Source organism: Saccharothrix coeruleofusca, from assembly GCF_014648515.1.
Taxonomy (GTDB): domain Bacteria; phylum Actinomycetota; class Actinomycetes; order Mycobacteriales; family Pseudonocardiaceae; genus Actinosynnema; species Actinosynnema coeruleofuscum.
In genome coordinates this window covers 317-24,828 of the sequence record NZ_BMRG01000032.1, presented here as the reverse complement: position 1 = coordinate 24,828, position 24,512 = coordinate 317, and the positions used below count along the sequence as shown (strand labels likewise).

Below are 24,512 nucleotides of genomic sequence, written 5' to 3'. Positions count from 1 at the left end.
CGTGCGGCTCAGCCGCACCAGCGGGACGCGGGCAGCACCGGGGCGAGCACGGCGCACAGCAGCGAGTCGCGCACCCCTGGGGTGTCCGCCCCCGGCGGCACCTCGACGTCGGTCGCGACCGGGCCGGACACCTCCACCTCCACCCGCGGCAGCACCGGGGGAACGGATGGCTCCGACGCCGTCGGGGTGGTCGTCGGGGGCCGGGAGACCGGTGCGGAGGGCGTCACCGGCGCGGTCGCCGCATCGGTGCGGCGGACGGGCGGCGGTGCGGTGGTCGGCGGTGGCGCGGGGGGCGCGGGGGGCAGCGCCTGCGGTGTCGTCGGGTCGGGTCGCTGTCCCGGCTCGGCGGGGACGCCGGGCATGGGCTGGTGACCGGTGATCGGGACGGACAGCAGGTGGGCGGGCTGCGACAGGTGGTCGGGGGCCAGCGCCACGCCCGCGGCGATGGCGGCCAGCGCGATGGGGGCGGTCTGCCGGACCAGTCGTCGGGTGTCGCCCGCCAGCGAGGCCGCCGCGTCCCCGGCCAGCCCGCGCAGCGCCCGCCGGGCGCGGGAGAGGTGCGCCCGCACCGCCCGGTGGGTCAGGCCGAGCTCGGTGGCGACCTGTTCGGGAGTCCGCCCCTCGGCCAGGGCGCGGCACACCTGCCGGGTGGTGGGCGGCAGGTCCTGCACGGCCTTGACCAGCCAGCGGGCCAGGGCGTGCTCGGTGACCAGGTCGCCGGAGCCGCGCGGCGGGCGGGCGTCGGGTCGCCGCGCGGCGTGCGGCTCGCGTCCGCCGCGCCGCAGGTGGTCGACCAGGTTGGGGCGGCCCGCCTCGCCCAGCCGGTCGGCCAGCCGCCGGACCGCCTCGTCCCCCTCGCGGTCGGGGCGTGCCAGCAGGGCCAGCAGGGCCTCGTGCACGCACTCCTCGGCCTCGGCCCGCGACAGACCTGCCCGCACGCAGCGCCGCACCGCGCGTCGCACCGCTTCGGCCAGTTCTTCGGAATCCACCGCGTCCTCCAGCATCAGCCATCGCCCAAGGGGCGGAGGCAGTCCTCGTGGGCGCTGAACCGCACCCGCTTCGGAATCGGCGGCGCGGAGGGCGGATATGACGTTCGGGCGCCTCTATTAGCTCGAAAGTGTGGATCACGGGCGTTCCATCACGGAGCGCCGACCTGACTGCTCGTTTCCGCAGCGCCTCCGCTGGGCCGGTCGGGGCGGCGGTGCGGAACGCGGCTCCGACGACGGCGGTCGGCCCCGGTGTGACCAGGGTTCGCGGCCACACCGTCGTCACCCAGCACCACCACGGCGGTCCTCCCGGACACCGCCGCACTGCTCGTTGGCATCCGGGAGGCGGCCACGGCCGAGCGGTACGTGCGGGTACGGCGGGTGTTGCGGACCAGGGGGAGCGGACCACCTCCGAGTGCCGCTACTGACTGCCGCTACTCGATCCGGCTGGGCATGGGCGCGGATCGACGCTTGGCGGGGCCGGACCCCGCTGGAGCGGGCCTGGGGACGTGTCCCGGAACCGGACGGCGGCAGGTCCGTCACCACCTCGGAGTTCACCGAGCGGGGAGTGGCCGCGGACCTCACCGCGCCGGCCGCGGAGCAGGTCGGGCCGCTGCCGAGCTGAACCGCTGGTACCCCTATAATCACGCACTGTCGTCGAAAACGACGAAAAGATCTCGAACGGATCAATTCGCGTGCGATAACGCTGGTCACTGTTGTCACGCCGGGTTATCAAGAGGGCCCACTCGAGACGCACGGGGACGGTGGCCTTCCGTGAACCACGGCACCATGGAGCACTTCTCCTTCGACCTCTGGACGGTGATCACCGCCTACGCCGTCGCCGTCGTCGGCTCGCTGATCGGCCTGTCCTGCATGGCCAGGGCCAGGGCCGAGGTCACCCGCCGGGCCAGGGGGCGGTGGACCGCGCTGGGGGCGCTGGCGATCGGCGGCGTGGGCATCTGGCTGATGCACTTCGTCGCGATGCTCGGCTTCGCCGTCCCCGGCGCGACGATCAAGTTCGACGTGCTGGTGACCGCGCTGTCCGCCGTGGTGGCCATCGGCGTGGTGGGCCTGGGGCTGTCGCTGGTCACCCTGCTGCGGTTCAGCGGGCTCCGACTGGTCGCCGCGGGCGTGCTGGCGGGCGTCGGCGTCGCCGGGATGCACTACCTGGGCATGTCGGCGATCAGCCTCAAGGGCGAGATCTCCTACGACCCGGCGCTGGTCGGCGCGTCGGTGGCGATCGCCGTGGTCGCGGCGACCGCGGCGTTCTGGTTCACCCTGGTGGTCAAGACCCCGGTGGCGGGCGTGCTCGCGGGCCTGGTGATGGGCCTGGCGGTGACCGGGATGCACTACACCGGCATGGCCGCGATCACCGTCACCGGCGACGCGGACCTGTCCACGCCGACCGGCAGCAGCGCGTTCGACCTGGTGTTCCCGGTCTTCCTGATCGGCGGTCTGGTGGTCGCGGTCCTGCTGTGGATGCTGTTCTCCACCGCGGACGACCCGTTCACCGAGACCGCGTGACCGGGCCGCCGGGTCGCCGCCCGGCTGCTCCGGCGGCCCGGCGGCTCAGCACGACGTGGTGATCCAGCGGTGGGAGCGCAGCAGCGCGGGCCCGATGTCGCCGCGCCAGCCCTGCCCCATGCAGCCCTCGTAGAGGGTGTAGTCGGTGCCGCGGTAGAAGGCGACCGCGGTGAAGTCGGGGGAGGTCCCGCGGTTCCACACGGAGCGGGCGGAAGTGGCCTGGGCCCAACTGCACCTGTCCGTGCCCGCCAGCCAGTTCGGGTCGGCGTTGCTCCACCGGCAGACCGACCCGGTCCCGCCGCTGCCCGAGTAGAAGCACGCGTTGCCGGTGGTGCAGTTCTCCCAGGCCGCGATGCCCGGAGCGGACGACGCCGCGGCCGGGGTGGCCAGGGCCGCCACCCCGAGCAGGACGGCGGACAAGAGCACGGTTAATCGCTTCATGTTGTCCTCCAAGGGTTTTCCGCGCCGAGACGCGGCGCTCGTCCAGTATCGGCAGGACCTCGCGTCCGGGTGAAGGCGTTTGCCGTGGCGGGCAAAGGCACTGGCTACCGGGCGTCCGCCCGGAGCAGGGAATCGCCCAGCGGGGTGGTGGTGTGCAGCACGGACGGCCCGCGACGCCGGGTGGTGATCAGCCCCGCGTCGCGCAGCACCGCCGTGTGCCTGCTGACCGACGAAGCGGGCAGGCCGAGCCGCTGGGCCAGTTCCCCCGTGGTGGCGCTGCCCGCCGCCGCGGCCAGCACCGCCGCCCGGTTGGCGCCCAGCAGCGCGGCCAGCGCGCGGGCGGGGCGGGCGCGCGGTCCCGGCGGCGGGGTGGGCGAGTAGTCGTGGTGGACCGGGTAGACCAGGGTGGGCGGCAGCGCGGGATCGGCCAGCGCCACCGGCGCGTGCCTGCAGAAGTACGACGGCACCAGGCGCAGTCCCCGCCCGCCGAGGAACAGGTCCCGATCCGCCCGGTAGCGCACCTCCAGCACCGGCGGGCGCCACACCATCAGCGGGGACATGCTGCCGAGCAGCCCTTCGACGCCCTGGTCGAGCTGGACGCGGGCGCGGTGGGCGCGGTCCGCCTCGATCGCGGCCAGCATGGCGTCGGTGTGCGGCTCCACCACGGCCCCGTAGTAGGAGCGCAACGAGGCGGACACGTCCGCCAGCACCGCTTCGTCGCCCTGCCGCAGGCGTTGGGCCCAGGAGGGCAGCCGGTGGTGCCGCGAGAGCTCGCCGATCTCCTGGCCCAACCGCCGCGGCGAGGTGGCGCGGATCGCCTCGACACCCGCCCGGATGCCCTGCCCGCCCTCCGGCGGGGTGAGGAAGTCCGGGAAGTACGGTCCCAGCGGGGTCAGCGCGGTCAGCACCTGCCTGCCGGGCCGCACCAGCTCCGGGGCCGCGCTGGTGCGGAGGCGGCGCAGCCAGGGCGCGTACACGGCCGACTTGTCCCGCTCGACCAGGCGCAGCCTGCTGAAGACGACCTCCCACAGCGGGTCGACGCCGCCCGCCACCGTGGTGCGCAGCAAGTCCTCCGGGGTGAAGTGGACGCGCAGCACAGTCCCGGTCCCTCCCCTCGACCGAACACCGCCCGGAGTCTGCCGGGCCCGGCGTTGCACCGGGGTGAGGTCTGCCGTGCCGCCGCGAACCCCGACCGCGAACCCGAGCGGCGGGTTCAGCGGTCCCGGAGGTTCGACTCGCGGTCCTCCCGCGCCGAGGACAGGCCCAGCCCGCGGGCCAGCAACGTCGCCGTGTGCACCGGTTCGGCGCCGGACCCGTGCCGGACCTGGGTCCGGCAGCTGAACCCGTCGGCCACCACCGCCGTGCCCGCCGCCGCCGCGCGCACGGCGGGCAGCAGGGTCTGCTCGGCCACCGCCATCGACACCTCGTGGTGGCCGCGCTCGAACCCGAAGTTGCCCGCCAGGCCGCAGCACCCCGACAGCACCGACGCCCTCACCCCGGCCTTGGCCAGCAGCTCGCGGTCCGCGTCCAAGCCGATCTCGGCGTACTGGTGGCAGTGCGGCTGCACCACCGCGTCCCCGCCCGCGGCCCCCGGCAGCGATTCCACCAGCGGCGACAGGTGCTCGGCGAAGGTGCGCACCGACCCGGCCAACCGCGCCACGTCCGGGTCGTCCCCGGCCACCTCCAGCGCGTCGGACCTCAGGAACGCCGTGCAGCTGGGTTCCAGCCCCACCACCGGAACCCCCTCGCGGGTCCACGGCCGCAGCAGCCGGGCCGTGCGGCGCAGCACCCGGCGCGCGGCGCCCAGCTGGCCGGTGGAGAACCACGTCAGCCCACAGCAGACCGAAGCGCGCGGCACCTCCACGGCCTGCCCGGCGAACGCCAGCACCGCCGCCGCGTCGTGCCCGATACCCGGCTCGAAGTGGTTGGTGAACGTGTCCGGGAACAGCAGCACCCGCTCACCGCCGCCACCCCCGGCGAAGGACGCCTGGAACGTCCGGGCGGCGGGCAGCGGCAGCGGTCGGCGCGGGTCCACCCCGGCGAACCGGGCCAGCCCGCCCGAGAGCCGGTTGACCAGGCCCAGCCGCAGCCACAGCGGCAGCCAGCCCATCGAGTAGTGCGCCGCGGGCCGCGGCCGCCGCTTGTAGTGGTGGTGCAGGAACTCCGCCTTGTAGGCGGCCATGTCCACGTCCACCGGGCAGTCCCGCTTGCACCCCTTGCAGCCGAGGCACAGGTCCAGCGCGTCGCGCACCTCGGTCGACCGCCAGCCGCCGCGCACCACGTCCCCGGCCAGCATCTCGAACAGCAGCCGCGCCCGCCCCCTGGTGGAGTGCTCCTCCTCCCGCGTCACCCGGTAGCTGGGGCACATCACCCCGCCCGAGGTGTTGAGGCACTTGCCCACGCCAACGCACCGCCGGGTGGCCGCGGCCAGGTCGCCGCCGTCGGCGCGCAGCGCCAGCGCGGCCCGCGTGGGGATCACCGGCGGCGCGACCAGCACCCGCAGGTCCGCGTCCAGCGGCAGCGGGTCCACGATCCGGCCGGGGTTCATCAGGTTCCGGGGGTCGAAGGCGGCCTTGAACCGCCCGAACGCCTCGATGGCCGCGGGCGGGTACATGCGGGGCAGCAGCTCCGAGCGCGCCTGCCCGTCGCCGTGCTCGCCCGACAGCGACCCGCCGTGCGCGACCACCAGGTCCGCCGCGTCCCGCAGGAACGCGCGGTAGCCCTTGGCCAGGTCGAAGTCGATCCGCACGTGCAGGCAGCCCTCGCCGTAGTGGCCGTAGGTCACCCCGCGCCGCCCGTGCCCGGCCAGCAGCGCGTCGAACTCGCGCAGGTAGGCGCCCAGCCGATCGGGCGGCACCGCGGCGTCCTCCCAGCCTGACCACGCCTCGCCGCCGTCGGCCATCCGGGTCGCCAGCCCAGCCCCGTCCTCCCGCACCCGCCACAGCGCCCGCTGCCGCGCCGGATCGGTCACCACCACCGAGTGCGGGGCCAGCGCGGCGGCCCGGTGCGCCACCGACTCCTCGCGGGTCTCCACGAACAGCCAGCTCGTCCCGCGCGGCAGCAGCGGCCGGGCGTTGCCCGCGGCGGCCACCAGCGCCTCGTCCAGGCCCTCCACCGCCAGCACGTCCAGCTCCAGCAGCTCGGCGGCCCGGTCCGCGGCGTCGTAGCGGCCGTCGAAGCCCAGCACGGCCAGCACCCGCCGCCGCGGCGCCTCCACCAGCCGCACGGTCGCGCCCAGCACCGTCACGCAGGTGCCCTCGGTGCCCACCAGCGCCCGCGTCAGGTCCGGCAGCGCGTCCAGCCGGTAGCCGGAGACCCGGCGGTCCAGGCGGGGGAACCACGCCGGGTCTGCGGCGGGCAGGTCCAGCGGTGGGGGAGTGCGCGTGTCGAACCGCCGCCCGTCGGGCAGCAGCACGTCGAGCGCGTGCACGTTGTCGCTGGTCTTCCCCCACGCCACGGAGTGCGAGCCGCACGCGTCGTTGCCGATCATCCCGCCCAGCGTGCAGCGCGAGTGGGTGGACGGGTCCGGGCCGAACAGCAGCCCGTGCGGGCGCGCCGCGTCGTTGAGCCGGTCCAGCACCACCCCCGGCTGCACGACCGCCAGCCGCGCGTCCGGGTCGACCGACACGACCCGGTGCAGGTGCCGCGAGGAGTCGATCACCACCCCGGAGCCCGCGGCGTTGCCCGCGACGCTGGTGCCCGCGCCGCGGTGGGTCACCGGCACGCCGTGCTCCACCGCCACGCCCACGGCGGCGACCAGCGCGTCCACCGACCGCGGCCGCACCACGGCCAGCGGCACGTGCCGGTAGTTCGACGCGTCGGTGGCGTAGAGAGCGCGGGCGGTGGCGTCGTCGAACACGTCACCGTCGACCTCGGCGCGGAGCCTGTCCACGAATCCCCTCACCGGTCCAGTGTGATCCGTGCACCGCCGATGCGGGCGTACCAGGGGGTAGCCGATAGCCTCGCGGCCATCAACCAGCGCAGATGGGAGCACGGCGTGGCGAGGTCCGTACTGGTGACCGGCGGCAACCGCGGGATCGGTCTGGCGATCGCGCAGGCGTTCGCGGCGCAGGGCGACAAGGTCGCGGTGACCCACCGCGGTTCGGGCGCCCCCGATGGCCTGCTCGGCGTGAAGTGCGACGTGACCAGCGCGGCCGAGGTCGACGCGGCGTTCGCGGAGGTGGAGGCGGCGCACGGGCCGGTCGAGGTGCTCGTGGCCAACGCAGGCATCACCGACGACACCCTGCTGCTGAGGATGACCGAGGAGCAGTTCACCCGCGTGCTCGACGCCAACCTCACCGGCTCGTTCCGGGTCGCGCAGCGCGCGTCCAGGGGGATGCTGCGCAAGCGCTACGGCCGGATCGTGTTCATCTCCTCGGTGGTCGGCCTGACGGGCAGCGCGGGCCAGGTCAACTACGCGGCCAGCAAGGCGGGCCTGGTGGGCGTGGCCCGCTCGATCGCCCGCGAGCTGGGCTCGCGCAACATCACCGCGAACGTGGTGGCGCCGGGGTTCATCACCACCGACATGACCGACGCGCTGCCCGAGGAGCGCCGCAAGGAGATCCTCGCCCAGGTGCCCGCGGGCCGCTACGGCACCACCGAGGAGATCGCCGCCGCGGTCACCTTCCTGGCCTCCGACGCCGCCGCCTACATCACCGGAGCGGTGATCCCGGTCGACGGCGGCCTCGGCATGGGCCACTGAACCACCCGCTCAACCACGCACAACGGAGGAACGCACGTGACGGGACTGCTCGAAGGCAAGCGACTGCTGGTCACCGGGGTGATCACCGACGCCTCGATCGCCTTCCACGTGGCCAGGGTCGCCCAGGAGCAGGGCGCCCAGGTCGTGCTCACCGGCTTCGGCCGGATGAGCCTGGTGGAGCGGATCGCCAAGCGCCTGCCCGAGGCCGCGCCGGTCATCGAGCTGGACGTGCAGAACCAGGAGCACCTGGAGACCCTCGCCGACCGGGTGCGCGAGCACGTCGACGGCCTGGACGGCGTGGTGCACGCCATCGGCTACGCGCCGCCGTCGTGCCTGGGCGCGCCGTTCATGGACGCGCCGTGGGAGGACGTGGCCACGGCGATGCACGTCTCGGCCTACTCGTACAAGGCGCTGGTGAAGGCCGCGCTGCCGCTGCTGGGCCGCGGCGCTTCGGTGGTGGGCCTGGACTTCGACGCCCGCCAGGTGTGGCCCGCCTACAACTGGATGGGCGCGGCCAAGGCGGCGTTCGAGTCGATCAACCGCTACCTGGCCCGCGACCTGGGGCCGCAGGGCATCCGGGTGAACCTGGTCTCGGCGGGCCCGGTGCGCACCATGGCCGCCAAGTCGATCCCCGGCTTCGTCGAGCTGGAGGCGATGTGGGGCGAGAAGGCCCCGCTGGGGTGGGACGTCAACGACCCGACCCCGGTGGCGCGGTCGGTGTGCGGCCTGCTGTCGGACTGGTTCCCGGCCACCACGGGCTCCATGGTCTTCGTGGACGGCGGCGTCCACTTCCTGGGTCTGTGACGACGGGTGTCGAGGGGGCCGAACCCGGTCCCCTCGACACGGACACCGCGAACGCCGCGCGCACCCGCTACCGTGACGGGGTGGCCGAGGTGGGGTGGTGGCCACGGCTCGTCCGGGCCGTGGTGAGGCCGCTGGTCTTCGTCGTGGCGCGCGGAGCGCCGCCGGACCCCCTCGTCGGCCCGGCGGGCCTCCGCGGTCTCCGCTGGGTGGTCGCGGCGCCGACCGCGGTGGCAGCCGTGGTCCTGGCGAACGCGCCGTTCCGGGTGTTCCGGGTGAGCCAGCTCGAACCGCGCATCGTGCTCTCCAGCCTGCTCGCGGGTCTGCCCGTGGTGCTGGCGGTCCGCTACCCGCTGGTGGCATGGCGGCTGATCGCGCTGCAGGTGCTCCTCGCGCCGTTCACCTACCCGGCCAACGCCGACCTGGAGCGGTGGTGGGGCTGGCCGTGGGTGATGGGGCTGACCATCAGCACCGGCTTCGTCCTCTTCGCCCTGGCCGAGAGCTACGACGGGCCGGTGGTCGTCGCGGCGTGGGCGCTGACGACCGCGGCGGCGTGGCCGCACCTGCCGGACTGGCGCGAGCACGTCCTGGCGGCACTGCTGGGCGCGGGCGTGATGGTGCTGGGCAACACGCTGCGGTCGCGACGGCGAGCGGACCTGCGGCGGGTCGCGGAGCAGAGCAGGGCCGCGGCGCTGGAAGAGCGCACCCGCATCGCCCGCGAGCTGCACGACGTGGTCAGCCACCACATGTCGGTGCTCGTGCTGCGGGCGGACGCGGCGCCCTACCGCCTGCCCGGCCTGGCACCCGAGGTGCGCGCCGAGTTCCAACTGCTGCAGGACATCGCCAGGGACGGGCTCACCGAGATGCGGCGGATGCTGGGCGCGCTCCGCTCCGACGGCGAGGCGGAGACCGCCCCGCAGCCGGGGGTGGGCGAGATCGAGGAGCTGGTGCGGCGGTTCGGCGCGGCGGGCACGGCGATCGAGCTGGACATCCGGTGCGGTCCGGACCCGCTGCCCGTGGGCATCGGCCCGTCCGCCTACCGGATCGTGCGAGAGGCGCTGAGCAACAGCGCCCGGCACGCACCCGGCGCCGCGGTCTCGGTCGGGTTGGCGGTGGACGCGGGCAGGCTCCGGATCACCGTGTCGAACACGGCGGCGGCGCGGCCCGCCCTGGACGCCGGCGGAGACCGGCCGCGCCAGGGGCTGGCGGGCATGGCCGAGCGGGTGCGGGTGCTCGGAGGCGAGTTCCGCGCGGCCCCCACGCCGGACGGCGGGTTCGCGGTGATCGCCGAGTTGCCGTTGGGCGGGAGGGCGGACGGGTGAGCACGCGGGTCCTGATCGTCGACGACCAGGCGATGGTGCGGGAGAGCTTCCACGTCGCGTTGAGCGCCCAACCGGACCTGGAGGTCGTCGGCGAGGCGGGCACCGGGGTCCAGGCGCTGTCCCTGGCGGCCGGTCTGGCGCCGGACGTGGTGCTGATGGACATCAGGATGCCCGTCATGGACGGGCTGGAAGCCACCCGGCGCATTCTCGGCAGCAGCGGCGAGGCCCCCCGCGTGCTGGTGCTGACGACGTTCGACCTCGACGAGTACGTCTACAGCGCGCTGCGCGCGGGTGCGAGCGGCTTCATGCTCAAGGACGCGCCGCTGGCCGACCTGGTGAACGCGGTGCGCGTGGTGGCGGCGGGGCACACGCTGTTCGCGCCGTCGGTCACGCGCAGGCTGGTCGCGGCGTTCGCCGCGCGGTCCCCGGACCCGCCCGCCGCCGCGAGCCTGAGCGGTCTGACGCCGCGCGAGCGGGAGGTGCTGCGGCTGATCGCCCGCGGCCTGTCCAACACCGAGATCGCCGGTGCGCTGACCATCGCGGAGCAGACGGCCAAGAGCCACGTGAGCCGGGTGCTGACCAAGCTGGGACTGCGGGACCGGGCACAGGCCGTGGTGCTGGCCTACGAGTCGGGGTTGGTGGCGCCGGGGGAGTAGTACCGGGGTAGCGGTCGCGCCCACCCCGTACCGGCGGGCGGGACGGGAACACCACCGGAGCGGGACGTTCCCGCGCCGCCCGGTCCTTAGCGTCGACCGGGTGTCGAGTTCGGTGTGGACGGGCCGTTTTCCCTGTGCCGCGGAGGTGTTCGCGTGCGTCGTGGCGGTGGCCGCCGTGGTCTGCTGGGTAGCGGGTCGACCACTGGGTGTCGACAGCGCGGTGTACCGCTCCGGCGCGCTGGCGGTGCTGCGCGGTGAATCCCTGTACGGGCACTTGGCCGCGACCCCTGACTGGTCGCCGGACCTGCCGTTCGCCTATCCGCCGTTCGCGGCGCTGCTGTTCTGGCCCCTGGCGGCGCTGCCGACGCAGCTCGTGTGGGGGGTGTTCGGGGTGCTCACCGCGGTCGCGCTGGGCGTGGTCGCCCGGCTCACCGGTCCGCGGTCGGGGATGTGGTGGCTGGTCCCCCTGCTGGTGGCGCTGGAGCCGGTCTGGCGGACGGTCGGTCTGGGCCAGGTCAACGCCCTGCTCATGGCGCTGGTCGTGGTGGACGTCCTGGCGCTGCGGGGGTCCCGCTGGTCCGGGCTGCTGATCGGGGTGGCCGCGGCGGTCAAGCTGACCCCGTTGGTGTTCGTCCCGCACCTGCTGGTCACCGGACGGCGGTCGGACGCGCTGCGCGCGGTGGGCGCGTTCGCGGCGGCCTGCCTCGCGGGGTTCGTCCTGCTGCCGGACGATTCCCGGCGGTACTGGGGTTCGGCGTTGCTCGGGGCGAACGAAGCGCTGTCCAACGCGTGGTGGGGCAACCAGTCGCTGCACGGGCTGGTGCACCGACTGGCGGGTGGGCGGGTCGTGCTGGTCCTGGCGGTCGCGGTGTGCGTGGTGGCGGCCGGGTTCCTGGTCCGCGCACTGCACGAGCGGGCCGACCACGCCGCGGCGTTGCTGGTGACGGCGTTCTGCGGGCTGCTGGTGAGTCCGATCTCCTGGACCCACCACTGGGTGTGGGTGGTACCGGTGTGCTGTCTGGCGGCGCGCCGGGGCGCGTGGCGGGTGCTGTTCGCGACCGCGGCGCTGTTCAGCGTCTGCGCGCTGGTTCCCGTACCCCGCGGCGACAACCGCGAACTGGACTGGACACCGCTGGAAGCGCTGGTGGGCAACGCCTACGTGCTCGGCGCGCTCACGACGGGCCTGGTGCTGGTCACCGCTGTGCTGGGCGGAGCGGTCCGGCGCACGCCGACGTCCCGAAACCACGAGACCCGTTCCCGCGTCCAAGCAGCGTGCGAACCTCGTCAACAGGGCGATCGGGTGCGACCCCCGGTGTGAAGACCCTCCTCGTCGTGCTCCTCACCCTGGTCGCGGGCTGCTCCACCACGGTGGCCGGGGCGGGCTCGGGCACCGGAGCGGCGACCACCACGGCAAGCACCACCGCGACCGCGACCACCGCCGAGACCGAGCGGACCACGACGTCCGAGTCCCCCGAGCCGGTCCCGGTGGAGCTGCCGACCATCGACGAGAGCGCCCCGGCGCGGTACTGCGACCGGCCGTTTGCGGGCGCGCTCGGCAAGCCGATGCTGGCCGTCGTGGTCGAGACCCCGTCCGGCCGCCTGGACTGCGACGAGGCGGCGGCCGTCCTGGTCGACTACTACGCCCAGCGCCGCGACCCGGTCCCCGGACTGCCGCCGCTGGCGATCGGGCCGATGACCTGCAACCAGGTCCCCGAGCCCGCGTTGCCGCAGGTGGTGTGCTCGGACGGGGACGACGTGATCTACGCCATGTGGCCGCAGACCTAGGCTGGTCGCGCTGCGGAGTCGGCGAGGTGCGGCGGGTCACGCGACCCGGTTGTGCGTCACAACCACGGCGGGGCGAGGATGGCGGGGTGAGTTACGACGCGCTGCTCTGGTTGTCCTTCGGCGGCCCGGAAGGACCTGAAGACGTCCGCCCGTTCCTGGAGAACGTGACACGGGGCCGGGGAGTCCCACCCGAACGCCTGGACGAGGTGGAGCAGCACTACCAGCACTTCGGCGGGGTCTCGCCGATCAACCGGCTCAACCGCGACGCCATCGCCGCGGTCGAGCCGCTGGTGGACCTGCCGATCTACTTCGGCAACCGCAACTGGCACCCGATGGTCGAGGACACCCTCGCCGAGATGGCGCGGGCCGGGGTCAAGCGCGCCCTGGTGTTCCCGACCAGCGCCTACGGCGGTTACTCGGCCTGCCGCCAGTACGACGAGGACATCCTGCGCGCTCGCGCCGCGGTCGGCGAGAACGCCCCCGAACTGGTGAAGCTGCGGCAGTTCTTCGACCACCCGCTGTTCGTCGAGTCCTTCGCCGACGCGGTCCGCGAGGCCGCCAAGGACCTCGGCGAGCACCGCCTGGTCTTCACCGCCCACTCGGTGCCGCTGTCCGCCGACCAGGCCGCGGGCCCGCCGGAGGACGGCGGTCGCCTCTACTCCCGCCAGGTCGCGGAGGCCGCCCGGCTGGTGGCCCGCGAGCTGGGCGTCGCCGAGTACGACGTGGTGTGGCAGTCCCGCTCCGGCCCGCCGCAGATCCCGTGGCTGGAGCCGGACGTCGTCGACCACATCGAGGCGCTGCACGAGCGGGGCGTGCCCGCGGTGGTGGTCTGCCCGATCGGCTTCGTCAGCGACCACCTGGAAGTGGTGTGGGACCTCGACACCGAGGCCCGCGACAAGGCCGCCGAGCTGGGCATGGGCTTCGGCCGCGCGGCCACCCCGAACAACGACCCGCGCTTCGCGCGCCTGGTCGCCGAGCTGGTCGCCGAGCACACCGACGGCGTGCCCGCCCGCAGGCTGTCCGAGTTCCCGGCCTACGGGTGCACCGTCAACGGGGCGTTCTGCGCGACGCTGTGCTGCGAGCCCGCCAGGCGGCGCGGGTGAGCGTGGACTTCAGCTGGTCGCCGCGGCCCGCCGACTGGCGGGCCGCGCTGCGCACGGCGGTGCCGCTCTACCGCTGGGCGCCGTGGTTCGCCCTGGCCCTGGGGGCGGTCGGCGTCGTGGTCCTGGCGCTGGGCATGGTCGCGGCGGGGCTGTTCGGCCTCGCGCTGGCTGTGATCATCGTCGCACTGGTGCCCGTCGGCACGGCGGTGAACTTCCACAACCACCCGCTGGCCGCGAAGGCGGTCACCGGCACGGCGGACCAGCACTCGCTGCGGATGGCGGTGGGCAACACCGCGCGCAGCGAGCTGGCTTGGTCTGAGCTGCCCGGATGGTCCGAGACCGGGCGCACGTTCGTGCTGCGCACCGCGTCCTCGGCGATGTACGCGGTGCCGCACCGGGCGTTCGCGGACCCGGCCGCGGTCGAGCGGTTCCGCGCCCTGCTGGAGCAACACGTCGGCCCGGCTAGCTGATCGGGGGACCGGGCGCGCGTACCCTCGGTCAGCGTGTCCTGTGCGAGTGCGACGCTGGTCGTCTGGACGTCCGGGTGGCTGCATGGAGCGGCCGCGGCCGACGACGTCCTGGACGCCCTGGGCGCGTGGGCCGAGCTGCACGAGGTGGTCGCCGACGACGACGGCACCGCCACCGCGCTCGACCTGCCCGGCCCCGACGAGCCCCCGGTGGGCCCGGCCCTGCTGCTGGCCGCCCTGCGCCGCGCGCAGGCAGGCGGTGCCCGCCTCGTCCTGCCGGTGGCGGGCGACGTGCGCGGCCTGGGCGGCCGAGGCCCGCTGAGCGCCAGCGCTCTGCGCGCGGGCCAGGCCGTCGTCCTGCCGGAGGTGGGCGTGGGCCTGGTGCCCCGCCTGGTGGCCGACGGCGTGCTGCGCTGGACGGTGTTCGACCTGCCGTCGGCCGCGCCGGGCGAGCACATCCCGATCGGCGAGGCCGAGCACGGCCTGGCCTCGGCGATGCGCGAGGCGGCCACCGCGCTGGTGACCCTGGACGTGGCGCGGCACCGGCCCAACGTGCGCGCCGAGATCGCCGAGCGGGCCGCGGAGCACACCAAGCTGGCCTGGCCCGACGGGATGCCCCCGAGGGCGCTGCGGGTGCTGCAGCGCGCCGCGGAGGTCGCCGCGATCCTGGAGGTGGCCGCTTCGGACGCGCCCGGCGGCGCGGTGTCGGCCTCGGCGACCCGAGCGCGTGACGAGGCGCTGAAGCCGTTGTCCCAGGCCGTTCGCCGCGCCCGGCTGTCCGCCGTGGACGAGGCCGTGCGGGTGCTCTCGGACCAGGGCGCCGGGCGGCACTGAAGCCTGGGGCACCGGCCGGATTCCAGAATTCGCGCAGGTTCTTCCCAGAGCGGCCGAGCACCGTCGTGGGCGTGACGGAGCGGACCGCGTGGAGCGCACTGGGACCAGCGCTTCCGCCGCGAGCCCGTCCGTCGACACCTCGCGCCCGCATGGGGGTCATGTGGACGCGCGACTCACCCATCGACTCGGAGGAGTGTTGCTCATGCGGAAGAACGCTGTGGCCGGATTGAGCGGTGTGGCGCTGTCGGTGCTGCTCGCCGCCTCGGTGCCGTCCGTCGCCCTGGCCGGTCCGACCTCGGGGCAGGAGGCGGACGCGTCGGCCGCCTGCCGTTCGCACAACCACTCGGCCAAGGACTCGTTCAACGACGGCTACCCCTCCAAGTCCAGCGTGCCGGTCCGCTCGGAGGGGCCGTACAAGGACTGCTCGATCGACGGCTACATCGACAGCAGCACGCGGCTGCACTACCACTGCTACACGGTCAACGACGCGGGCAACACCTGGACGTGGGTGCGCGTGGTGGGCCAGGACATCGCCGGTTGGGTGTGGGACGAGAACCTTGAGGGCTACGGCTCCGCCGTGCGCTGCTGACGAGGGCGGGCGGTGCCCCGGCGCACCGGCGGCTGGGGCACCGCGCCCGTCACGGTCCGGCAGGCCCAACCGATCCCCGCTGCCGGCGTTACGCCGCGGGCCGGACCACGATCTCGCTCACGTCCACTTCGGACGGTTGGTCGATCGCGAACGCGATCGCCGAGGCCACGGCCGAGGCGGGGATCGCGATCTTGCGGTACTCGCGCATCGCCTCGCGCGCCTCGGGGCTGGTGATGCTGTCCGCCAGCTCGGACTCCGTGACACCGGGGGAGATCGTGGACACCCGCACCCCCTCGGTGGCCTCCTGCCGCAGTCCTTCCGAGATCGCCCACACGGCGAACTTCGTGCCGCAGTACACCGCCGCGACGGGCGACACCTCGTGCGCGCCGATGGAGGCGACGTTGATGATGTGCCCCGAGCGCCGTTCCTTCATCCCCGGCAGCGTGGCGGCGATGCCGTTGAGCACGCCGCGCACGTTGACGTCGAGCATCCGGTTCCACTCCTCGACCCGGCCTTCATCCAACCGGGACAGCGGCATCACGCCCGCGTTGTTCACCAGCACGTCCACCCGCCCGTGCCGCTCGGCCGCGTAGTCCACGAAGGACTGGAAGTCGGACAGGGAGGTCACGTCCAGTGCCCGGTGGTCGCCGCCGATCGACTCGGCCAGTTCGCGCAGCCGGTCCACCCGCCGCGCCCCGAGCACGACCTGGTGCCCCGCGCCGGCCAGCGCGCGGGCGGTGGCGGCGCCGATGCCCGACGACGCCCCGGTGATCAGCACTACCTTCTTCACGCCTTCTTCTCCTCTCGGTACAGCACCAGGTGCTCGTGGTAGAGCACGCCGTCCCGGATGTCGCCGGTCGCGGTGAACCCGGTGTCGTCCACGTAGTCCAGGTGCGACCCGGTCACCGTGTAGCTGCCGGTGTAGGCGCTGCGCCGGCTGCCGCGCGCCTCGTCGTACCGCCCGTTGGGCAGCAGCTCCTGACGGATGTAGCCGTCGGCGGTCACCCACATGCCGACCACGTCGATGTTCTCCATGGTTTCCATCGTGGGCAACGCGGGCGCGTTGAGGGAGGACGTGTCACACCCACCCAAGCGGGTTTCGCGCGTAACACGCGCGTCATCTTCCACGCCGGAGCGGCCCGCGCAAGCGGCTCGAAGGACGAAACGGACGTCGTCCATTCGTCGTTACCGTGCGTTGATCATCCGCCAAGCGGACACATTCTTCATTCTATTCGGTGTGGAAATGCACTGGTAGTCGACTTGATGGTGCGCGCAGTATCGAATTGATGCGCACTATCCGTGCTCAGACCCCTCGTCAACGTGACGTGTCGTGCGTTACGGTACCGATCTGGGAGCGCTCCCAGTCTTGACACCCCGCTCTCGCGTCGGTCCCCGATCCAGAGACGAAATGGGAGCGTTCCCAGACGACGATTTGCTCGCAAGGAGGCGATGCATGAGTCTGCGCACGTTCGTCCGGTCCCGCAAGCTGGGCGGGGCGTTGGCGGCGACGTCGGTCGTGGCACTGTCCGCGACGGCGATCGTGGCCGGCGGCACCAGCGCCAGCGCCGCACCAGGCTGTCGGGCCAACTACACCATCAGCAACCAGTGGAGTGGCGGCTTCAGCGCCACCGTCACGGTCACCAACCTCGGCGACGCGATTTCCGGTGGCTGGACGCTGGAGTGGGACTTCGCCGCCGGGCAAACCGTCCAGCACGGCTGGAACGGCACGTTCTCCCAGGCCGGGACCCGCGTGACCGTCCGCAACCCGTCCTGGAGCCCGACGGTGGGCACCGGGGCGTCGATCAGCCCCACCTTCAACGGCAGCTGGAGCGGCGACAACCCGGTGCCGACCCAGTTCCGGCTCAACGGCACCGTCTGCACGGGCAGCGTCGAGACGCCCGGCGAGACGCCGGGTGACACCCCGGCCGCCAGGGTGGACAACCCCTACTCCGGGGCCAAGGTCTACGTGAACCCGCAGTGGTCCGAGCGCGCCGCCGCCGAGCCCGGCGGTTCCCGGATCGCCAACCAGCCCACCGGTGTGTGGCTGGACCGCATCAGCGCGATCGAGGGCAACGACTCGCCCACGACCGGCAGCATGGGCCTGCGCGACCACCTCGACGAGGCGGTCGAGCAGGCGGCGGGCGGCCAGCTGGTGTTCCAGGTCGTCATCTACAACCTGCCCGGTCGCGACTGCGCGGCGCTGGCTTCCAACGGCGAGCTGAAGGCGACGGAGATCGGTCGCTACAAGAGCGAGTACATCGACCCGATCGTGGCCATTCTGTCGGACTCGAAGTACGCCAACCTGCGCATCGTCACGGTCATCGAGATCGACTCGCTGCCGAACCTGGTAACCAACGTCTCGCCGCGCGAGACCGCCACGGACAACTGCAACACCATGAAGGCCAACGGCAACTACCAGGAGGGCATCTCCTACGCCGTCGGCAAGCTGGGTGACATCCCCAACGTCTACAACTACCTCGACGCGGGCCACCACGGCTGGATCGGGTGGGGCGACACCCAGGAGCAGTACGACAACTTCCACGCGTCGGCCAAGCTGTTCGGCTCGATCCTGGGCCGCAACGGCGCCACCGCCGACAAGGTCGCCGGCTTCATCACCAACACGGCGAACTACTCCGCGCTGGAGGAGCCGTACTGGAAGGTCGAGGACAGCGTTGGCGGCAAGATCGTCAAGGAGCACGCCAAGTGGGTCGACTGGAACGACTTCAACGGTGAGATCGACTTCGCCACGGCGCTGCGCTCGGAGCTGGTGAAGAACGGCTTCAACTCCAACATCGGCATGCTGATCGACACCTCCCGCAACGGCTGGGGCGGTTCGAAGAGGCCGACGGGCAAGTCCAGCGCGACGGATGTCGACAAGTACGTCGACGAGTCCAGGATCGACAAGCGCATCCAGAAGGGCAACTGGTGCAACCAGTCCGGTGCCGGCCTCGGCGAGCGGCCCAAGGCCTCGCCCAAGCCGAACATCGACGCCTACGTCTGGATCAAGCCGCCGGGTGAGTCCGACGGCGCGAGCAAGGAGATCCCGAACGACGAGGGCAAGGGCTTCGACGAGATGTGCGACCCGAAGTACCAGGGCAACCCGCGCAACGGCAACAACCCCTCGGGTGCTCTGGACAACGCGCCGCTGTCGGGCCACTGGTTCTCCGCGCAGTTCCAGGAGCTGATGAACAACGCCTACCCGCCGCTGTAGATCGCGTGCAGCGCACGGAACAACCGGATAGGTGATCTCCCGCAGGCGGCGCCCGGTACGGGCGTCGCCTGCGGGCGTCGGCGGAGCCGCTGCTGCCTCAGGCGACCAGTCGGTCGGTGACGGCTTGGGCGAACGTGCTGACCTTGATGGTGTCGAGGTCGGTCTGCGGGCCGGTGATGTCGATGGTCATGCGGACGACCCGGTCGCCCTTGGCCTGCAGGGCGGTGCAGATCTGGTGCGCGCGGACCGAGTTGACCAGGCAGTAGGCGTACCGGTCGTCCACGAACGGCTTGGTCGGACCCTGGTTCTCCTGCGTGTAGAAGTACTCGTCGATGTGCAAGGCGCTCTCGACGGACCCGAAGTCGCGGTGGCAGCCCGAGGCGGCGCGGGCCTGCTTGACCACGTCCTTGCCCGCCACGTCCCGGTAGACCACGCCGTACTGGGTGATCTTGGCCTGCTGGGTGGCGCCGGACCAGGTCCACGCCGTGGTGATGCCCGCCGCCGCCTGCCCGGCCGAGGCCAGATCGGGGCACTGGACCAGCGCGGTCACCCCCTCGACCGGCTCGCCCGCCCGCACCAGGCCCTTGGCCGCGGTGACCTCCTCGGGCAGCAGCAAGGGCCTGGCCATCGCCGCGTAATCGGGAGCGGGAGCGCTGACGGGCGCGTCCGGCGCCCCCGAGCACCCGGCGACCGCGAGCAGGGCAGCGCCGACCGCGATGAACGTTCTCTTCACGTAGTTCCCCCTGGAGAATGCGAACCGTCCCATCCTAGAGAGCCGCCGCGGGCGGGCCGAGCGGCCCGCTGGAGCCGCTCCACGTCGCACGAGCGCCGATCGGTGCGTAACTTCGGTGGGGTGACATCTGGACTTCCCACCACCGCGGGTGAACTGCGCGCGGCCGGGCACCGGCCGCGCGGCGTCAAGGCCGAGATCCGGGAGAACCTGCTGGCCGCGCTGCGCGAGGGCCGCGACCCGTGGCCGGGCATCGTGGGCTTCGACCGCACCGTGCTGCCGCAGCTGGAGCGCGCCCTGCTGGCGGGCCACGACGTCGTGCTGCTGGGCGAGCGCGGCCAGGGCAAGACCCGCCTGCTGCGCACGCTGGTCGGCCTGCTGGACGAGTGGACCCCGGTCATCGCGGGCGCGGAGCTGGGCGAGCACCCCCTGGACCCCATCACGCCGGAGTCCAAGCGGCGGGCCGCCGAGCTGGGCGACGAGCTGCCGGTCGCCTGGCGGCACCGCGACGAGCGGTTCGCCGAGAAGCTGGCCACGCCCGACACCAGCGTCGGCGACCTGGTCGGCGACGTGGACCCGGTCAAGGTCGCGCAGGGACGCAGCCTGGGCGACCCGGAGACCATCCACTACGGCCTGCTGCCGCGCTCGCACCGCGGCGTCATCGCCGTCAACGAGCTGCCCGACCTGGCCGAGCGCATCCAGGTCGCGCTGCTCAACGTCATGGAGGAGCGCGACATCCAGATCCGCGGCTACACGCTGCGGCTGCCGCTGGACGTGCTGCTGGTGGCCACCGCCAACCCGGAGGACTACACCAACCGGGGCCGGATCATCACCCCGCTCAAGGACCGGTTCGGCGCGGAGATCCGCACCCACTACCCGCTGGAGATCGGCGCCGAGATCGACCTGGTGCGCCAGGAGGCCGAGCTGGTCGCCGAGGTGGGCGACCACCTGCTGGAGGTCATCGCCCGGTTCGTGCGGCACCTGCGCGAGTCGTCCTCGATCGACCAGCGCTCCGGCGTGTCCGCGCGGTTCGCCGTGGCGGCGGCGGAGACGGTGGCCGCCTCGGCGCTGCGCCGCTCGGCGCTGACCGGGGAGCGCCCGGCCATCGCCCGGCCGGTGGACCTGGAGTCGGTGCCGGAGGTGCTGCGCGGCAAGCTGGAGTTCGAGGCGGGCGAGGAGGGGCGCGAGCAGGAGGTGCTGACCCACCTGCTGCGCCGCTCGGTGGCCGACACGGCCCGCGCGGCGTTCGCCGGGCTGGACCTGCGGCCGCTGGCCGAGGTGGTCTCCAACGGCCACCCGGTGGCCACCGGTGAGCGGGTGCGCGCGGGCGATCTGCTGGGCGCGCTGCCCGAGGTGCCGGTGCTGCACGAGGTCGCGGCCCGGCTGGGCGCGGGGCCCAAGGACCCGGCGGGCCGGATCGCCTCGGCGGTGGAGCTGGCCCTGGAATCGCTCTACCTGACCCGCAGGCTGGCCAAGGACAGCGACGACGACCGATCGGTGTACGGATGAGCGGTTACCGCTACCGCCGCTACGCGGGCGGCCCCGACCCGCTGGCCCCGCCCGCGGACCTGCGCGCGGCAATGGACGAGCTGGGCCGGGAGGTCATGGAGGGCTCCTCGCCCGCCGCGGCGCTGCGCGAGCTGCTGCGCCGCGGCCTGCCCGGCCAGCGCGGGCTGGACGAGCTGACTTCACGGCTGTGGCAGAAGCGCGCCGCGATCCAGCGCCGCCACCGCCTGGACGGCACGCTGCAGGAGGTCCAGCGGCTGCTGGAGCGGGCGCTGGAGGCCGAACGCGCGGCGCTGTTCCCCGACCCCGACGACGAGGCCAGGTTCCGGGAGGCCCGGCTGGACGCCCTGCCGCCGGGCACCGCCGCCGCGGTGCGCGAGCTGGCCGAGTACGACTGGCGCTCGCCGCAGGCCCGCGAGTCCTACGAGCGGATCCGCGACCTGCTCGGGCGCGAGCTGATGGACCAGCGCTTCCAGGGCATGAAGGAGGCGATGAGCAACGTCGGGCGGGCCGACGTCGAGCGCATCCAGCGGATGCTCAGCGACCTCAACGGCCTGCTCGCCGCGCACGCCGCGGGGGAGGACACCGACCAGCGGTTCGCCGAGTTCATGCGCGAGCACGGCGACTTCTTCCCGGAGAACCCGAGCACGGTCGACGAGCTGATCGACGCGCTGGCGGCCCGCTCGGCCGCCGCGCAGCGGATGATGAACTCGATGACCGAGCAGCAGCGCGCCGAGCTGGCCGCGCTGAGCGAGCAGGCGTTCGGCGACTCCGGTGTCGGGCAGCAGCTGGCCACCCTGGACTCGCTGCTGCAAGGTCTGCGCCCCGGCGAGGACTGGAACGGCTCCGCCCGCTTCCGGGGCCAGAACCCGCTGGGACTGGGCGAGGGCGCGCAGGCGATGGCGGACCTGGCCGAGCTGGACGCGCTGGCCGAGCAGCTGGCCCAGTCCTACCCCGGCGCGCGGCTGGAGGACATCGACCTGGAGGCGCTGGTGCGCCAGCTCGGCGAGGAAGCCGGGGTCGACGCGCGGCGGCTGGCCGAGCTGGAGCGCCAGCTGCGCGAGCAGAACCTGCTCGAACGGGCCCCGGACGGCTCGCTGCGGCTGACGCCGAAGGCGTTGCGGCAGCTCGGGGAGACCGCCCTGCGCGGCGTGCTGGACACGGCGCGGGCGCAGGGGCAGCGGGACAACCGCCAGGCGGGCGCGGCGGGCGAGCTGATCGGCAGCACCCGGCCGTGGCGGTTCGGCGACACCGAGCCGTGGAACGTGCCCCGCACGGTGTCCAACGCGGTGCTGCGGGCCGCGGGCGGCGCGGTGTCGCTGGACGTGGTGGACGTGGAGGTCAGCGAGACCGAGCAGCGCTCGCGCGCGGCGGTGGCGCTGTGCGTGGACACGTCGTGGTCGATGGTGCAGGACGGGCGGTGGGTGCCGATGAAGCGCACCGCGCTGGCGCTGCACCACCTGGTGAGCACCCGGTTCCGCACGGACGCGCTGCAGCTGATCACCTTCGGCAGGCACGCCGAGACGGTGGACATCGGGCAGCTGACCGCGCTGGAGGGGGTGTGGGAGCAGGGGACCAACCTGCACCACGCGCTGCTGCTGGCGGGCAGGCACGTGCGGCGGCACCCGGACGCGCAGCCGGTGGTCCTGGTGGTCACCGACGGCGAGCCGACCGCGCACCTGGAGGCCGACGGCGAGGCGGTGTTCAACTACCCGCCGGTGGACCGCACGCTGGCCAAGACCGTGGCGGAGGTGGACGCGCTGACCCGGTTGGGCGCTTCCATGACGGTGTTCAAGCTGGGCGAGGACCCCAGGCTGGCCGCCTTCGTGGACCTGGTCGCCCGGCGCAGCGGCGGTCGCGTGGTGGCCCCCGGCGAGGACGGCCTCGGCGCGGCGGTGGTCAGCGACTACCTCCGCTCCCGCCGCCACCGCTGACCCTCGCGGGTGGTGGCCCACCCACCACCCGCGAGTCGCGCGCCCGGACACCGCGAACCGAGCGTTCGCGCACTTCCACCCGGCTCGAATCGCCTGAGCGGGTAATAGCGCGGCGTGATCCCGCTCGGCCGGGGTGTCGGCATGATCGAACCCGGACCGCTGACCGTCAAGATGCGCCGGATCTGCCTGGAACTCGCCCGCGTGCGCGGTGAGAGGGGGCTGACGCAGAAGGACGTGGAGCGGTTGCTCGGTATCCCGTCCAGCACCCTGTCGCGCATCGAGAGCTGCGAGCGCGCGGTGCGGCGGGACGACCTGTCCGCCCTGCTGGCGATCTACCAGGTGGCCAGGCCGGTGCGCGAAGCCGTGCTGGAGCTCCACCGGGAGGCGAACCTGCCCAGCCTCCTGGAAGAGGCGGACCTGCACGTGCACGACGAACTCGCCACGTGGGTGGGGTTCGAGGAGCACGCCGTGGAGATCCGCAACTACGAGCACTTCCTGGTCCCCGGCCTGTGCCAGACCGAGGACTACGCCCGAGCGGTGATCGAGAACTACGGCCTGCCGCTGGAGCGGTCCGAGGTGCACCGCCGGGTGGCCGCCCGGATCGCGCGGCAGGGGTTGTTGCGCCGGGAGGGCGGACCTCGGTTGAACGTGCTGCTGCACGAGGCCGCGCTGTGGCAGGACGTGGGCGGGCCTGATGTCATGCGGGAGCAGTTGAGGCACTTGGCGGCCTTGGCCGACCGACCCGGTATCGAGGTGCGGATCGTGCCCGGTGGTGTCGGCGCGCATCCGGGGCTCGTCGAAGGTGCTTTCGTCATCCTCGACTTCGTGGGTCTGCCGAGCCTGGTGCACATCGAGCACATGGTGCACAGCCTCTACTTGGAGGAAAAGCCGGACGCGAATGCTTACAAGGCCGCTTTCAACGGCATTCTGGCTGTTGCGCACGGTGCGCGGGACTCGGTAGACCTGATTCGCAAGTTGGGTGAAGGGCTGTGAGCGCGGAGGGGTGTGGCGTGGAATTCAGGTGGCGCAAGAGCAGCTACAGCGATGGCAACACCAACTGCGTCGAGGTGGGGTTCGGTAGCGCTGGGGTGGGTGTGCGGGACTCGAAGAACACCGCTGCCGGGCATCTGGTCTTCCCGGCGCGGGCGTGGCGGGAGTTCGTCAGCACCGAACTCGGTGGATTTGATCTCCGAGCCGGGTGAAGGGCTGTGAGTGTGGAGGAGGGTGCTGTTGTGGAATTCAGGTGGCGCAAGAGCAGCTTCAGCGGGGGCAACACCAATTGTGTCGAGGTGGGGTTCGGCAGTGCTGGGGTGGGTGTGCGGGACTCGAAGAACACCGCTGCCGGGCATCTGGTCTTCCCGGCTGGGGTGTGGCGGGAGTTCGTCCGTGCTACGGCCGATCGCGCCTGAACGCTCGGTTCAGGGTGTCCGGACGCTCGGCTCGTGGTGGGGGATTATCGGCCTGACCTGCGGATTGCAGAATCCCACAAGAGGTCTACATGATCGGGCGCGCACACTCGACACCAGCGGGGCGGCCTGCGAGGGGGCAAGGGGGAGTGGGCCGCCCCGTTCTCCGGCGGCACCTCGGATCAGCTCCCGTTCGTGGTGCTCGTGTCCCGATCCGTCGGTGCCAGCGCCTGTTCGGTCGCCTCGTCCGGCGCCACCCGCCGCTTGTCCGGCCGGGTCACCGAGTAGTGGGCCTCGGCGCGCATCCGCTCGACCATCTCCGGGTAGTGCAGCTCGAAGGCGGGCCGTTCGGAGCGGATGCGCGGCAGTTCGGTGAAGTTGTGCCGGGGCGGCGGGGACGTGGTGGCCCACTCCAACGAGTTGCCGAAGCCCCACGGGTCGTCCACGGCCGCCGGGTCGCCGTAGCGGTAGCTGCGGAAGACGTTCCACACGAACGGCAGCACCGAGGCGCCCAG

General features: G+C 73.1%; 24 protein-coding genes and 1 pseudogene. 17 read left to right on the top strand and 8 right to left on the bottom strand.

The annotated features are described in order from the left end of the window. Positions 1 to 8: 8 nt before the first annotated feature. Positions 9 to 989, bottom strand: a complete 981-nt coding sequence (locus tag IEZ00_RS35120; protein ID WP_189227667.1) for an RNA polymerase sigma factor — start codon at positions 987 to 989, stop codon at positions 9 to 11. 771 nt (positions 990 to 1,760) lie between these two features. On the opposite strand from IEZ00_RS35120, the gene IEZ00_RS35115 reads away from it, so the two are divergent. Further along, entirely contained in the window at positions 1,761 to 2,510 is a 750-nt protein-coding gene (locus IEZ00_RS35115) for an MHYT domain-containing protein (protein WP_229796407.1), read from the top strand. A gap of 45 nt (positions 2,511 to 2,555) precedes the next feature. Here IEZ00_RS35115 and IEZ00_RS35110 read toward each other — a convergent pair whose 3' ends face one another. The 3 genes from IEZ00_RS35110 to IEZ00_RS35100 all read right to left on the bottom strand — a co-directional run bounded on the left by IEZ00_RS35110 (position 2,556) and on the right by IEZ00_RS35100 (position 6,855). Then, a complete protein-coding gene (locus IEZ00_RS35110) occupies positions 2,556 to 2,951 on the bottom strand; it encodes a peptidase inhibitor family I36 protein (protein WP_189227666.1) in 396 nt (131 codons plus the stop codon). Between the two features lie 104 nt (positions 2,952 to 3,055). Further along, entirely contained in the window at positions 3,056 to 4,048 is a 993-nt protein-coding gene (locus IEZ00_RS35105; RefSeq protein ID WP_189227665.1) for an ArsR/SmtB family transcription factor, read from the bottom strand. A gap of 116 nt (positions 4,049 to 4,164) precedes the next feature. Next, entirely contained in the window at positions 4,165 to 6,855 is a 2,691-nt protein-coding gene (locus IEZ00_RS35100; RefSeq protein ID WP_189227664.1) for an FAD-binding and (Fe-S)-binding domain-containing protein, read from the bottom strand. 93 nt (positions 6,856 to 6,948) lie between these two features. Here IEZ00_RS35100 and fabG point away from each other — a divergent pair, with 93 nt between their 5' ends. The 10 genes from fabG (at position 6,949) to IEZ00_RS35050 (ending at position 15,210) form a co-directional block, all read left to right on the top strand. Next, positions 6,949 to 7,653, top strand: a complete 705-nt coding sequence (gene fabG / locus IEZ00_RS35095) for a 3-oxoacyl-[acyl-carrier-protein] reductase (protein ID WP_189227663.1) — start codon at positions 6,949 to 6,951, stop codon at positions 7,651 to 7,653. A gap of 36 nt (positions 7,654 to 7,689) precedes the next feature. Next, a complete protein-coding gene (fabI, locus tag IEZ00_RS35090) occupies positions 7,690 to 8,457 on the top strand; it encodes an enoyl-ACP reductase FabI (protein ID WP_189227662.1) in 768 nt (255 codons plus the stop codon). An 80-nt stretch (positions 8,458 to 8,537) separates the two neighbouring features. Continuing rightward, on the top strand, positions 8,538 to 9,776 hold the full coding sequence (locus tag IEZ00_RS35085) for a sensor histidine kinase (protein WP_189227661.1): 1,239 nt from the start codon (positions 8,538 to 8,540) through the stop codon (positions 9,774 to 9,776). Then, positions 9,773 to 10,432 carry a response regulator gene (locus IEZ00_RS35080; RefSeq protein WP_189227660.1) on the top strand — a complete coding sequence of 220 codons (660 nt, stop codon included), beginning with the start codon at positions 9,773 to 9,775 and terminating at the stop codon, positions 10,430 to 10,432. The genes IEZ00_RS35085 and IEZ00_RS35080 overlap by 4 nt, the downstream gene beginning before the upstream one ends. Before the next feature lie 100 nt (positions 10,433 to 10,532). After that, on the top strand, positions 10,533 to 11,750 hold the full coding sequence (locus IEZ00_RS35075; RefSeq protein ID WP_189227659.1) for a glycosyltransferase 87 family protein: 1,218 nt from the start codon (positions 10,533 to 10,535) through the stop codon (positions 11,748 to 11,750). Then, complete coding sequence (locus IEZ00_RS35070) at positions 11,747 to 12,217, top strand: hypothetical protein (protein WP_189227658.1); 471 nt, start codon at positions 11,747 to 11,749, stop codon at positions 12,215 to 12,217. Before IEZ00_RS35075 ends, IEZ00_RS35070 begins: the two co-directional genes overlap by 4 nt. Positions 12,218 to 12,303: 86 nt before the next feature. Next, positions 12,304 to 13,320: a ferrochelatase gene (locus IEZ00_RS35065; protein ID WP_189227657.1), complete on the top strand. Its 1,017-nt coding sequence runs from the start codon at positions 12,304 to 12,306 to the stop codon at positions 13,318 to 13,320. Beyond that, positions 13,317 to 13,790, top strand: a complete 474-nt coding sequence (locus tag IEZ00_RS35060; RefSeq protein ID WP_189227656.1) for a YcxB family protein — start codon at positions 13,317 to 13,319, stop codon at positions 13,788 to 13,790. The genes IEZ00_RS35065 and IEZ00_RS35060 overlap by 4 nt, the downstream gene beginning before the upstream one ends. Before the next feature lie 33 nt (positions 13,791 to 13,823). Next, positions 13,824 to 14,621 (top strand): Rv1486c family protein, encoded by a 798-nt coding sequence (locus IEZ00_RS35055; RefSeq protein ID WP_189227655.1) that lies wholly within the window; start codon positions 13,824 to 13,826, stop codon positions 14,619 to 14,621. Positions 14,622 to 14,823: 202 nt separating this feature from the next. After that, on the top strand, positions 14,824 to 15,210 hold the full coding sequence (locus IEZ00_RS35050; protein ID WP_189227654.1) for an SH3 domain-containing protein: 387 nt from the start codon (positions 14,824 to 14,826) through the stop codon (positions 15,208 to 15,210). 88 nt (positions 15,211 to 15,298) lie between these two features. Here the strand turns inward: IEZ00_RS35050 and IEZ00_RS35045 are convergent, their stop codons facing one another. Continuing rightward, entirely contained in the window at positions 15,299 to 16,000 is a 702-nt protein-coding gene (locus IEZ00_RS35045; RefSeq protein WP_229796406.1) for an SDR family oxidoreductase, read from the bottom strand. Continuing rightward, entirely contained in the window at positions 15,997 to 16,245 is a 249-nt protein-coding gene (locus tag IEZ00_RS35040; RefSeq protein ID WP_189227653.1) for an Atu4866 domain-containing protein, read from the bottom strand. Before IEZ00_RS35040 ends, IEZ00_RS35045 begins: the two co-directional genes overlap by 4 nt. A gap of 418 nt (positions 16,246 to 16,663) precedes the next feature. Here IEZ00_RS35040 and IEZ00_RS35035 point away from each other — a divergent pair, with 418 nt between their 5' ends. Beyond that, complete coding sequence (locus tag IEZ00_RS35035) at positions 16,664 to 18,421, top strand: glycoside hydrolase family 6 protein (protein WP_189227652.1); 1,758 nt, start codon at positions 16,664 to 16,666, stop codon at positions 18,419 to 18,421. A 97-nt stretch (positions 18,422 to 18,518) separates the two neighbouring features. Here the strand turns inward: IEZ00_RS35035 and IEZ00_RS35030 are convergent, their stop codons facing one another. Continuing rightward, positions 18,519 to 19,154 (bottom strand): hypothetical protein, encoded by a 636-nt coding sequence (locus IEZ00_RS35030; protein ID WP_189227651.1) that lies wholly within the window; start codon positions 19,152 to 19,154, stop codon positions 18,519 to 18,521. Between the two features lie 120 nt (positions 19,155 to 19,274). Here IEZ00_RS35030 and IEZ00_RS35025 point away from each other — a divergent pair, with 120 nt between their 5' ends. The 5 genes from IEZ00_RS35025 (at position 19,275) to IEZ00_RS35005 (ending at position 24,000) form a co-directional block, all read left to right on the top strand. After that, positions 19,275 to 20,660 carry a sigma 54-interacting transcriptional regulator gene (locus tag IEZ00_RS35025; RefSeq protein WP_189227650.1) on the top strand — a complete coding sequence of 462 codons (1,386 nt, stop codon included), beginning with the start codon at positions 19,275 to 19,277 and terminating at the stop codon, positions 20,658 to 20,660. After that, positions 20,657 to 22,591, top strand: coding sequence for a vWA domain-containing protein (locus IEZ00_RS35020; protein ID WP_189227649.1), 1,935 nt, complete (start codon positions 20,657 to 20,659; stop codon positions 22,589 to 22,591). Before IEZ00_RS35025 ends, IEZ00_RS35020 begins: the two co-directional genes overlap by 4 nt. A gap of 141 nt (positions 22,592 to 22,732) precedes the next feature. After that, positions 22,733 to 23,584, top strand: a complete 852-nt coding sequence (locus IEZ00_RS35015; RefSeq protein ID WP_189227648.1) for a helix-turn-helix domain-containing protein — start codon at positions 22,733 to 22,735, stop codon at positions 23,582 to 23,584. Further along, positions 23,581 to 23,793 carry a DUF397 domain-containing protein gene (locus tag IEZ00_RS35010; RefSeq protein WP_306344714.1) on the top strand — a complete coding sequence of 71 codons (213 nt, stop codon included), beginning with the start codon at positions 23,581 to 23,583 and terminating at the stop codon, positions 23,791 to 23,793. The genes IEZ00_RS35015 and IEZ00_RS35010 overlap by 4 nt, the downstream gene beginning before the upstream one ends. A gap of 6 nt (positions 23,794 to 23,799) precedes the next feature. Continuing rightward, positions 23,800 to 24,000: a DUF397 domain-containing protein gene (locus IEZ00_RS35005; protein ID WP_306344713.1), complete on the top strand. Its 201-nt coding sequence runs from the start codon at positions 23,800 to 23,802 to the stop codon at positions 23,998 to 24,000. Between the two features lie 179 nt (positions 24,001 to 24,179). Here IEZ00_RS35005 and IEZ00_RS37615 read toward each other — a convergent pair. Beyond that, positions 24,180 to 24,512: pseudogene (locus IEZ00_RS37615) on the bottom strand (cytochrome ubiquinol oxidase subunit I); the annotation flags it as partial.